General features: G+C 45.1%; 7 protein-coding genes. 5 read left to right on the forward strand and 2 right to left on the reverse strand.

Annotation, left to right across the window (positions count from 1 at the left end):
* A partial coding sequence (locus BLV62_RS28355; RefSeq protein WP_211118331.1) for an immunoglobulin domain-containing protein occupies window positions 1–3253 on the reverse strand: 3253 nt, incomplete at its 3' end.
* 616 nt (window positions 3254–3869) lie between these two features.
* On the opposite strand from BLV62_RS28355, the gene BLV62_RS16650 reads away from it, so the two are divergent.
* The 5 genes from BLV62_RS16650 to BLV62_RS16670 are packed head-to-tail and all read left to right on the forward strand — an operon-like array spanning window position 3870 to window position 11817.
* Window positions 3870–6479 (forward strand): NACHT domain-containing protein, encoded by a 2610-nt coding sequence (locus tag BLV62_RS16650; RefSeq protein WP_139170222.1) that lies wholly within the window; start codon window positions 3870–3872, stop codon window positions 6477–6479.
* 21 nt (window positions 6480–6500) lie between these two features.
* On the forward strand, window positions 6501–7409 hold the full coding sequence (locus BLV62_RS16655; protein ID WP_089763102.1) for a transglutaminase domain-containing protein: 909 nt from the start codon (window positions 6501–6503) through the stop codon (window positions 7407–7409).
* Between the two features lie 16 nt (window positions 7410–7425).
* Window positions 7426–9276 carry a chloride channel protein gene (locus tag BLV62_RS16660; RefSeq protein ID WP_089763103.1) on the forward strand — a complete coding sequence of 617 codons (1851 nt, stop codon included), beginning with the start codon at window positions 7426–7428 and terminating at the stop codon, window positions 9274–9276.
* 34 nt (window positions 9277–9310) lie between these two features.
* Entirely contained in the window at window positions 9311–9919 is a 609-nt protein-coding gene (locus tag BLV62_RS16665) for an NAD(P)H-dependent oxidoreductase (RefSeq protein ID WP_089763104.1), read from the forward strand.
* A gap of 2 nt (window positions 9920–9921) precedes the next feature.
* A complete protein-coding gene (locus BLV62_RS16670; protein ID WP_089763105.1) occupies window positions 9922–11817 on the forward strand; it encodes a monovalent cation:proton antiporter-2 (CPA2) family protein in 1896 nt (631 codons plus the stop codon).
* Here the strand turns inward: BLV62_RS16670 and BLV62_RS16675 are convergent.
* The gene (locus BLV62_RS16675) at window positions 11814–12068 is read right to left on the reverse strand and encodes a hypothetical protein (RefSeq protein ID WP_089763106.1); all 255 of its coding nucleotides are present in this window, start codon (window positions 12066–12068) and stop codon (window positions 11814–11816) included. The genes BLV62_RS16670 and BLV62_RS16675 overlap by 4 nt on opposite strands.
* Window positions 12069–12076: the final 8 nt, after the last annotated feature.

Genomic DNA, 12076 nt, shown 5'->3' on the forward strand with positions numbered 1-12076 from the left:
AAGCACCTGGCAGGCTGTCGGCTGCAAAGTATTTATATGTACCTGGCGTAGTGAAGGCTGGCAGGGTGATGGAGCTACCACGGCCAATAGGAGCCTGGGTAGTATCACTGTACCATAATACAGTAGCACCGGCTGCAGGGGCAGCGGTTAATGTAACCGGTAAACCGGTAGTTACAGCAACATTCTGGTTTACTGTTGGAGGAGCAGGAGCGGCGCCTACTGCAATAGTAGCAGCTTTCAGGTTACCGGCAGCATTTTCGCAGGTAGTATCTCCGCTAACGCTTACATAGTAGGTATGATTACCGATGCTCAATCCTGAAACTGAAAGTTTGCCGGCAGCGTCGATGGAATAAGTTACTCCGTTAACTATACCATTGGTAATAGCCGTTGCTTTATTGGCATCCAGGTACCATTTGAATACCGGGTTTTGAACACCGGTAGCAGTTGGTGTAATCACAGCAGCGCTGGAACCGCAAGCGTTGGTTGTATCAGCAACGTTGATATTGGCAGCAGTACCCAGTGGTTTTACGGTAATGGATACCGGTATACGTTCAGGGTTAGCGCATGTACCATTCATTACCTGGATGTAGTATTTAACAACACCTGCTGTTTTCAGCGAATCGGTAGTGAAGGTGTTCTGGTTGCCCAGCGAGGTTCCGCCAATAGAATCCCTGAACCATTGGATAGTAGTACCGGCTCCGGGAGTAGCGCTTAAGGTTACTGGTAATCCCTGGCAAACTACAGGATTTGGCGTAGCGATAGCTGGATTTGCGCCTACTATGCGTGCGCCATATATATTAAGCGAGTTAAGCAGGTTTGCTACACCGGTAAGTTTAACCTCTACGCGATCATATTCGGCGCCTGTAGGTACAGTAACTACAAAACGGTTAGCATCTAAAAGACGAAGGGTTAATAAACTCGCCAGCGATGTAGTGCTTACAACGGTATTAGGTCCGTTGTAAACAGTGATCACGACGCCTCCGAGCAAGCTTACATCTGCCACCCCGGTTGGTACTCCGAGGATCAACCGGATACTGTCGGTAGGTGCGCCCGCGGCAGGGAAGGCTAATCTTTGGTAGATAGAAGCTCCCAGTAGTCCGACCGGCATACTTAAAGTTGCGAAGTTGGTAGCATCTGCATCGATAGATGCGTCTGCGTTAGTTACACTACAGAGTACACAACCCAGGGAAGTGGACCATCCTTGCCTGTCGGGCAGACCGCAGGATGATGGTACTACTGGTCCTGTTACTGTGATCACTACCGGAAGGCGGTAGGAAATGCAGCCACCAGACAGGCTATCGCCTGCGAAATAGGTGTAGGTACCAGGAGTGGTAAAGGCAGGAAGTGTTAATGTACTTCCTCTTCCTATTGGCGCCTGGGTAGTATCGCTATACCAAAGCACGGTAGTTCCTGTTGCCGGGTTAGCAGTAAGTGTTAATGGCAACCCGGTAGTAACCGTATAGGTTTGGTTAAGCGTTGGAGGTGCTGGTGCAGTTCCTACGGTTACGCTTACCTGTTTAAGTGCATTGGCAGTGTTTTCACAATGACTGTCGTCAGATACGCTTACATAATAATTATAGGTACCTGAAGCAAGGCCGGTAACAGACAGCTTACCTGTTGTGTCTACAAAATATTTAACGGCTCCTTCTGTCATTCCATTAATGATAGGAGTGGTTTTACCATTATCCTTGTACCATCTGAATACAGGATGATTGGTTATTGTGGAAGAACTAGGAGTGATACGAACTGTATCTGTAGTACAATATTGCGGAACAGTTGGCACTGAAATATCGGCTGCGGTTGAAGGGTTAGCCACAACAACAGTTACTAATGTCTTTGCTGATTCAGTTGTACAGGTTTTACGGGTTGCTGACACATAATATTGATAAGTGCCCGGAGTAGCTACCCTGGCATCTTTTAATACCAGTGAGTCAGCGTTTCCGATAACAGCATTATTTGAATCATACCAGGTATAGGTAAGATTTGCCAAATCAGGATTGCTTACGCGTAGCGTAAGCGGAGTATTTAAGCAGGTTGTTTTTAGTACTCCGTTGGCGGAGTTTGGACCAGGGCCGACTCGCTGGATCTCATGTACCCTGATCTGGGTAAGGGCGGTAGCCAAGCCTCCCATTCTTACCTGGATTCTGTCAAAAGAACCGGAAGATTTAAATGACAAAGTATAGATATCGGAAGCTCCTGTCAACAGGTTTAACACCAAAAGGGCGTTGCCGCCGGTCACGTTGTCTACTTGTGTATTTCCGTTATATGTAACAACCGAAAGGTTCTGAAGCAGGGTAGCATTTAATATAGTGCCTGGGTTTGAAAGAATCAATCTGACTGAATCGCCGGGTGCAGACAGACCAGGGAATATAGCGGTTGCTTGTGCATAGCCGGCCACTGAAACGGCGGCTGTCAGCGTAGCGTATGTTGCAGGGTCATTATCTACGGCATAAGGACCATTGGAAACGCCACCTAATGCACCTACATCGCCGCTGATGCCTGTCAATACATCTATAGCCTTGTCGCAGGCCACCGGGCCGGAAGCCGGTTTGGTATAATATGCTGCATATACATCGAGGCTTTGTGCCAAACTGACTGTTCCGGCAAGTGTAAGCCTTACCCGGTCATAAGTTGAGGCCTGGGATCCTCCCGGTTGCGGGGCTGGGAAGAACAATTCTGTTTGGTTACCTGAAGCCAGCAGACTTAAATTAAGTAAGGAAGCATTAGGGGTAACCGAACTACCAACCGGAGTAGATCCATTATAAGCCTGTAATGTAATATTACCTAAAAGGTTTAGGTTTAACAGGTTTGCCGGGCTTCCAATTTTCAGGATAACACCGGAAGTGACGCTAGGCGGCGGAGCAGTTGTTCCGCCCGTAAAAATATACTCCTGATAGATGGATCCTGCCACACCAAGAGGTACACGCAATGTAGCTTTTGTATTCAGGAAACCGTTAAGCGTTCCTGTTGTATTATCTACAGCATTTCCGGCATTATCAACGGCGCATAGCAGACACACGCCTCCAGTACCAGTCCTTTGGTCATTTGCGTAGACCCTGGTCGTATAGGTTTGGGCCCAGGATTTGCTTATTCCTAATCCAAGCAACAGGATTAACAATAAACTTTTACAGGCCAGGGAAACAGGTCTACTGAATAAATGTGCAATACTTGCTTTCACAGCGGTTTTTCCCTTTGCGTCAGGGAAATAGGAAATGGCAGTAAAAGGGCTATTAGGAGTAGCTTTTGAATGCATAGCATCAAATGTTTGAACAGAAATAGTTTCAGATTTTGTTGATATTCAACAAAACTCTAAAGGGAGGCAATTAGGTTAGGAATGGCTTGGGGAAACATAACCCTGAAAAATAAAGAGGTATATGATCCTTGTCTAATTTGTTAATAAAGTGTTATAAACCGGTACGAAAGTAGGGGGTAAGCGGAAGATATTGAAAGGTCTTTTTATTCATTCGGCCGCTGATATTCAATGCATTCAGGTTATATTCATTTTGTTCATTTTGTTCATTCGACTATTATCTATCTTGGGTTTGTTCATTCTGGGTAGAGGAAATAGCTGAATAAATCATCTATCGTCAAAAAAAGTTATGTAATTTTTTTTGGTATTTTGATATATCGTAATGCAATATTATAACCTCATAAATGCCATATTACCGCACTGATTTATTACGATTTATATATGATGTCATTATTGCAGTTAAATATGACAAAGAGATAATTTATATTTAAAAACAATATATAACTAACAAATAGACCTACCTTTTTCTCTGTTCATTCATTTTTCTCAAATCTAAAAGACCACACTATACGTAACTTTTAAATGTACCGATAATTCCAAAATCCATTTCTTATCCCCTATGATTGATTTATCCTATGACTTTATTGCTACACTGCAGAATGAAGTTCTGCGCAAGTTTGGTGTAGAGGTCATGTTGCCGGGAGATTGCAAACATCTCTCTCAGTCTATATTGGATACTACCACTAAACTGGTAAGTGAAACGACTCTTAAAAGAGTATATGGATTTGCTGTGGCACAACATAGCTTTTCACGTTATACCTTAAACACGCTTTCACAGTATTGTCAGTACAAAGACTGGGAAGATTTTCAGCAACATCATTATAGAAAATTGCACGCTGGCCCGAAGTCGGCCAACTCAAACAACGAATGTGCAACATTGGACAATGGTAAATGGTCGGAGCTCAAAGCCAAAGCCGACGCTATTTCCCATTATACAATGCTTACACTGAAGAACCGGTCCGGTATCGCCTTCGCGAATACCGTCAGCCGCCCATTCTGTAATGCACATATAGAAAAATTCCTCGAAAGCGATTATACCGCAACAGCGTTAATCGCCCCTTCAGGGTGGGGAAAGTCACTTTCCCTTGTCCATCTGGCCGAACATTTCTGGTTCGGAAAAGACGCCCGGTATAAACAGGACGTTTGCTGGTTCGTGCATGCACATGCCGCCGGAAGCCTGCTCCTGAAAGGATTTTCCCTTTCTACCTGGCTCGATAACCAAATGAACCTCGGGAATGGAGAAAACTTCAGGGAATATTTCGCCAGCCACTTCGACAAAAAAGGCGGACGCCTTATATTAATAATAGATGGATTCGATGAAATAGCCATAGCCGGCGAAAAACTTCGCCTGCTCTATTCCAAACTCGAAGACTTCGTATATTCCAATGATCTTTACCCATGGGTGAAAGTCATTCTCTCCATCCGCAGCAGCACCTGGGCCGAAATCTTCCAACACTCCCAGCAATATCCTGCCTTCAGGCGGTATTGGTACCTGGGCGCCGAAATGGATGAAGAAACAAACATTAATATGCCCCGGCTTACCGAACAGGAAGTAAGGTCCATATTATATAACCACCAGTTCGACCCGGCAACTGTCAGGCTTTTCTCTGAAAGCTTCCTCAGGAAACTCAGATATCCCTACTACCTGCAGTTATTCTGTCAACTGAACAGCGGCCAGGAAAAAACATTTGTCGATGAACATCTCAGCCTCTTCGAAATCGTTTCCCGCTTCATCCAGCAAAGGGTTTTCAATTCCCAAAGCAATTCTTTCAAAATTAAGATCATAGAAAAGTTATTATCCCTGCTGAAACTCGGACAAGCCGGTATCTATACAGATAAAAACCTGTTGCTTAACCAGAATGCAGAACATTTCCCAGCTTATAAAGAACTGCTGGCAGATAATATTTTAGTGGAAGAGAATCTGAGCCAGGAGATTATGTTCAATGTAAAAGTGAGATTTGCACATACCATGCTGCTCGAATACTTTGTAGCAATGCATTATCTCAAAAACAATGACCAGCAGATCACCGAACAAATGCTACTCAGTATCCTGGATCATTTGCCTCAATCACCTTACCGCATAGGCGTATTCAGATGGCTGCTCCGCTTCGCCATTAACCATGCCCAGGTCGATGGTATTGTGAAAATGATGCACATCCCACTCTCTGATACCGAAAAATCTCATCTGCTGGAATACCTCGTATTACATTATCATAATGATGGTAACAACGGCGGCGACCTGAAATCAGTGTTCCCTGTCGGGTTTTTCAAGAAAAATCCGCTTAGCCCGCTGATCACTGAAGAATATGTACACTTCAGAAAACGCAAAGTGCTCAACGCATTACTCGGACTCGCCGAATCCAAGGAAGATAAGCTGAAGATCAGGAGCAAACTCTTCTTCATGTCTTTAATCCAGCTGGATGCAGAACAATGCGAAATAGAACTGAATAATATCAAGAAGATCTACGGTCCTGAAGAGTTTGAAGATGAGCTCTGGGTAACGCCATACGAAATCCAACTTTTTATATATGAGTTCCTGAAATTCGGGATCGTTAATGAAGAGATCAAGGAAAAAATATACAGCTACTTTAAGTACTGGAACAAAGGCGTTAAAAAACAGATTTCCGAAGCCAAGGAAATAGTGCTCAAGAACATGGGTATTGCTTTCCAGTTGCTGGGAGATTACCAACATCTTCTCACCTTTACCAGCAGTGTTTTTGAATCTTATCCATTCCTACAACATAGAAAGACCAATGCCCTCAGGATTAACCTGTTGTGCTATCAGGCCCACGCCTATTTGAACCTGGGCCAGACTGCTCCAGCCGAAAGGATCTGCAGGCATACCGAACAGGTATTTAAAACCTACTCCTCAGATTTTGTCGGAGGCAAATACCTGGAAAGTATTCAGAAAATGTTATGCGCAGGCATCTATTTTAATGAACATGAATTCAATAAAGCCATCCGGACTGCCGAAAGTGCCGTTGAAAATGCACAAAAGCAGGACTTTAAAGTGTTGGCTTTAATGAATTTTGGCCTGCTGAACAAGATCTATCAACAGCTGGATATGGACAAACAACAGCACGATACCATGCACCAGATTGAGCTGATCAGGAAAAGTACCTCTTTTAAACAAGCGGTTTCGAATTTTTGCACGATGATTATGGCATAATTTTGCTTTATTGCGAGCATAATGGCCATCGATCAAAGTAAATATTCACTGAAGCAAAAGATACTATTCAACGTCCTTAGCCTGTTGACGCTACTATCTTTTGCCCCATACATAAACCGCTTCCTGCCGCCCATTGTCCTGAACGGATGGCAACTAGACCTGATCATCGCGGTAGCAATATGTGTGCTCATACTTTACTTTATCAAATGGCTGTTCCGACCTATTATCATCCCCTTTTTCCTGGTAGTTTGCTGCCTGGTTACCATTACCTGGGTAACCAAACAGTACTCCCTCAGCAACGTACTGAACGATTATAAGGGGATGATACAGGGCAACCTGGGAGCCAAAGACAGCAAACAGATCGACATCCTCAGCCTGTACCCGCGACGGGTGGAAAGCTACCGGGATAAAACCGTTAGAGGCATCAGGGAAAAAATCAACTTCCAGGATTCAGTGGTCAGGAACTTCTCTGTTCATCATGCCCTCGACTATTTCGATGAATATTATTACAAGTATGGCAAAATAACCCGGTTCCTCTCTTTGTTTAAATACATAAATGGGAATTTTAAATATGTGTTAGACTCCCGGCGCGACGAATATTTCGCCAATCCGAAAGAAACCATATTAAACGGGCTGGGCGGCGATTGCGACGACCATTCGTTATTAATGGCCTCCTGCATGCAGTCGATCGGCGCCCGTTGCAGGATCGTTCTTATTAAAGGCCATGCCTACCCGGAGCTCTACTGTGGCGATAAAAACGATTTCGAGGTCATGAAACAGGCCATAGTGACACTTTTCCCGAAACCGGCAGTGAAAGAGATCTACTACCATGAGTTGAAAGGCGAGTATTGGATCAACCTGGATTATACAGCCCGTCATCCTGGCGGACCATATATGAATGATAAAGTTTATGCCCTAATTGAACTTTGATACTTAAATTTGCGCAATGACCCGATTTAATCGCATTCGCAAATACTATTCATTCTTCCGTTTTAAAAAAGAGTTTGAAGAGTATAGCCTGAAGAGCGCTAAGAGCTACGAATTAGTATTACATTGGCTGCATAGCAAATTTAACCGGAACCAGTTTTTGCTACTCTCCGGTATCCTCGTTGGTTGCACTGCCGGTCTGGCAGGTGTGTTGCTCAAATCCCTTGTTCACTATATCCATTATATAATTACCGATAAAGTACATTTTCAGACCCAGGTAGTTTTTTACCTGATCTTCCCTTTCCTGGGAATTGTACTGACCACCCTGACTGTGATCTGGTTCTTCAAAGGCCAGTCCCGTAAAGGAATACCGGCAATTTTGCACGAAATAGCCCAGAATTCCAGCAAAATACCGAGAGTAAAGATGTATTCCCAGATCGTTCAGAGCGCAATCACAGTAGGCCTCGGAGGATCTGCAGGGCTGGAAAGTCCCATCGCCGTTACAGGCGCTGCCCTGGGCTCCAACTATGCACAAACCTACCAGCTGGATTATAAGGAAAGAACATTATTGCTGGCTGCCGGCGCTACCGCGGGAATTGCCGCTGCATTTAATGCGCCTATCGCCGGGATGATGTTTGCCTTCGAGATCCTGCTCACCGGGGTTGTGTTCACCGACTTCCTCCCACTGATAGTTGCTGCCGTATGCGGCAGTCTCTTGTCCAAAGCCATCTTACAGGAAGAAGTATTGTTCCATTTCGAATCCAGGAGTCCATTCAACTATCACAATGTTCCGTTTTACCTGGCTCTTGGCATCCTGTGCGGGTTCTATGCGAGGTACTATGTTGTTATTTCGCAGAAGGTAGAACATTTCTTCAAAGGCCTGAAGTGGAGCGCAATACAAAAAGCCATTTTAGGAGGCGCGGTTGTTTCGCTGTTTTGCGTGGCAATGCCCCCTTTATTCGGAGAAGGATATACCAGTGTAAAATCGCTGGCTTCCGGCCATGGCGAAACCATTCTTCAGAATAGCTTTTTCAGGTACCTGCCTTTCGAAAGCTGGATGTTGGTAGCTTTTACCGGCTGTGTTTGCCTGCTGAAAGCGTTTGCCGCTTCATTCACTATACAAAGCGGAGGAAATGGAGGAAACTTTGCACCGTCGTTATTCGCAGGAGGCTTCCTGGGTTTCTTCTTTGCAGTGGTTTGCCAGCAGTTGGGCCTCGATAACATTCCGGTCACTAATCTGGTAATTGTAGGAATGGGCGGGGTAATGGCCGGTGTAATGTATGCGCCCCTCACTGCTATTTTCCTGATCGCCGAATCAAGCTCAGGTTACGATCTTTTTATTCCATTAATGATAGTAGCAACCATTTCTTACCTGATGGCCAAATGGTTTTCTCCCATTTCCCCGGAGCTTCAAAAGCTGGCGAAGGAAGGGAAGGTGTTCACTCGGGCCCACGACAAGAACATATTGTTGTTGCTGAAGATGGATGACCTGATAGAGAAGGATTTTCAGCATGTAAGTACAGATGCCACATTACGCGAAGTAGTGGAACTGTTCAAAGCAGGTAACAAAAACATAATTGCTGTAAATAATAAAGACAATTTATTTACAGGTATCATTGCAATGGACGATATAAGACCTGTTCTTTTTGAACCGGCGCTTTACGATACTGTTACTGTTCCGAAACTGATGCAAAATCCCAAAGTTGTGGTTAACTTAAAGGATAGCATTAATGTTGTAATTAAGAAATTTGAAGAGGCTGATGTCTGGAACCTGCCGGTGGTGCAGGATAAAAAACTGGTTGGATTTATTTCGAAATCCAGTATTTTGAATAAATACAGGGCGCTGTTACAAGAGTACTCCGAAGCCTGATAAGGCGAATTAAGCAACCGAACCCCGTAAAACGATGGCTAAAATTTTGATCAATTTTGCGCATCCGGCGCTGGAGAAATCCAGGGTACATGCGCAACTGGTGCCGGCGGTAAAGAGCATCCCCGGGATCACATTCAACGACTTATATGAGAATTATCCGGACCTGGATATCAATGTTCAGAGAGAACAGAAATTGTTGGCAAATCATGATATCATTTTGCTCCAGCATCCTTTTTACTGGTACAGCGCACCTGCCATTGTAAAACAATGGATAGACCTGGTGCTGGAACATGGATGGGCATATGGTCATACGGGAAAAGCATTAAAAGGAAAAACTTTCGGCAACATTATATCCGTAGGCGGATCTGAACATTCATATTCCAAAGAAGGGCACCATGGGCATGACATACATGATTTCCTGTTACCGTTCCGGCAAACAGCAAAGCTCTGTAATATGCAGTATGCCGCACCTTTCGTAGTCTTTGGCGTTCATAAGAAAGAATTTGAAGATATCAGGGAATATAGCCGGCAACTGACAGAGGTTTTAGGACGGATGCAGTCTGCCGATTTCGATGCTTCAGCGCTACCCGGCTTGGCGTATTTAAACCAACTGCTTCAATTACCAGCCCAAACCCAGCAATAAATATGGATCAACATTCTTTGTTATTTCAGTCGATGGTTTACCTGGCCGCAGCCATCATATTTGTTCCAATCGCCAAGAAGGTGGGATTAGGAGCGGTATTGGGATACCTGCTTGCAGGTGTGATCATTGGCCCGTCTGTATTGGGTTTTATTGGCAGGGAAGGAGAAGACATTATGCACTTTGCAGAATTTGGAGTGGTAATGATGTTGTTCCTTATCGGTATAGAGCTGGAACCAAAGCTGTTATGGAGGATGAGAGCCTCCATCCTGGGGTTGGGCGGATTGCAGGTAGTTATAACAGCAGCCGTGCTGGCCATTGCGGCTTACTTATTAGGGCAACCGCTCAATGCCTCACTGGCGTTGGGAATGACGCTGGCCCTTTCTTCTACCGCCATCATCCTGCAAACATTGAATGAAAAAGGATGGATGGGCACTGTTGCCGGTCAAAGCGCCTTTTCGGTATTGCTGTTCCAGGATATCGCCGTCATTCCCATGCTGGCAATTTTCCCTTTACTGGCAAGTAATGTAGCCGCCGATCCGAACCAATCGCATACGATACGCGACAACTTACCCGGCTGGGCACAAACCCTGGTGGTATTAGGAGCAGTGGCAATTATAATACTGGCGGGCAGGTATCTTGTTCGCCCGCTGATGCGTATCATTGCCCGCACAAGGGTGAGAGAATTATTTACTGCCACCGCATTGCTGATGGTGGTTGCCATTGCTGTGCTAATGAACCTGGTAGGACTTAGCTCCGCCCTGGGCGCCTTTCTTGGAGGGGTTGTTCTAGCCAACAGTGAATACAGGCATGAACTGGAAAGTGATATAGAACCGTTCAAAGGGCTTTTGTTAGGTCTGTTCTTTATAGCGGTAGGCGCATCTATCAACTTTCACCTGATCATGGAAAGTCCGCTTATGATCATTGGCCTGGTGTTAGGCATCATGGCTGTGAAAGCCCTGGTACTGTTTATCCTGGGTAAGATCTTCAAACTAAGTATAGATCAGAATTTGCTTTTTGCATTTGCACTGGCAGATATCGGCGAATTTGCATTCGTATTGCTGGCCTTTACTCATCAAACCCGTTTGCTGAGCGCCGAAACTACAGACATGCTTACAGCGGTAGTTGCCATGAGCATGGCCTTAACGCCATTGGTGATACTGGCTTATGAAAAACTGATCCAACCCCGTTATACCAGGTCTGAACCGGAAGTGAACAGGGAGGCAGATGATATCACTGAAAAAAATCCTGTTATTATAGCGGGTTTCGGCAGGTTTGGAAGTATGACCGGGCGTTTTCTGAGAGCCAATGGCATCAATGCCACGATCCTGGACCTGGATTCGGACCGGGTAGACGCCCTGCATAATATGGGCATAAATGTATATTACGGCGATGCTTCGAGATACGACCTGCTGGTAGCCGCCGGGGCGGAAACCGCCAAGATACTGATAATAGCTACGGATCATCCGGATCAGACAGTGGATATTGTAAAGATGGCGCAGCGGTATTTTCCTCATCTGCAGCTATTGGTAAGGGCTTCAGGGAATGAAGATGCATTTGAATTGATGGACCTGGGAGTATTGCATATCTACCGTGAAACCATCGATACATCGTTGCGATTGGGGGTAGACGCCCTTCGAATGCTGGGTTTGCGTGCGTACAAGAGTTCCCGTTCTGCAAGAACATTTTTACGACAAGACGAGAAAACCCTTAAAGGTTTATCGGCGCTGCGCGACGACAAAAAGCAATACATTTCATCAATGAAAGAACGGATTGAAGAAATGGAAAAGCTTATGGCAGCCGACAGGGTTAAATCGTGGCTTGATGAAGGTCAGGGCTGGGATCCGGAATCGTTAAGAGAAGAGATCAGGAAAACGGATGAAGACCAGCTTCCTGGCTAATGCACTCCGAGATGGTCGACTATTAAGCTGGCTATATGATGTACCAATCCTACATCCAGCTTCTGGATCTGGTTGTGCAGGGGCTTGGTTGCCACAGCTCTGACAAAACCTTCCTCGTCGGGTTCAAATATGATTTCCTGGTCAGCTACCACGGTCTGGTAAACTGTTTTAAACTGCTGATGCAAGGTTTGGACATAAAGGATATGTGGCTGCCCGTTATATTCGAATTTCAATGTGAACGTTTCCGACATCTGTATCT

Origin of the sequence: Chitinophaga terrae (ex Kim and Jung 2007), from assembly GCF_900107795.1 — a bacterium.
GTDB lineage: Bacteria > Bacteroidota > Bacteroidia > Chitinophagales > Chitinophagaceae > Chitinophaga > Chitinophaga terrae.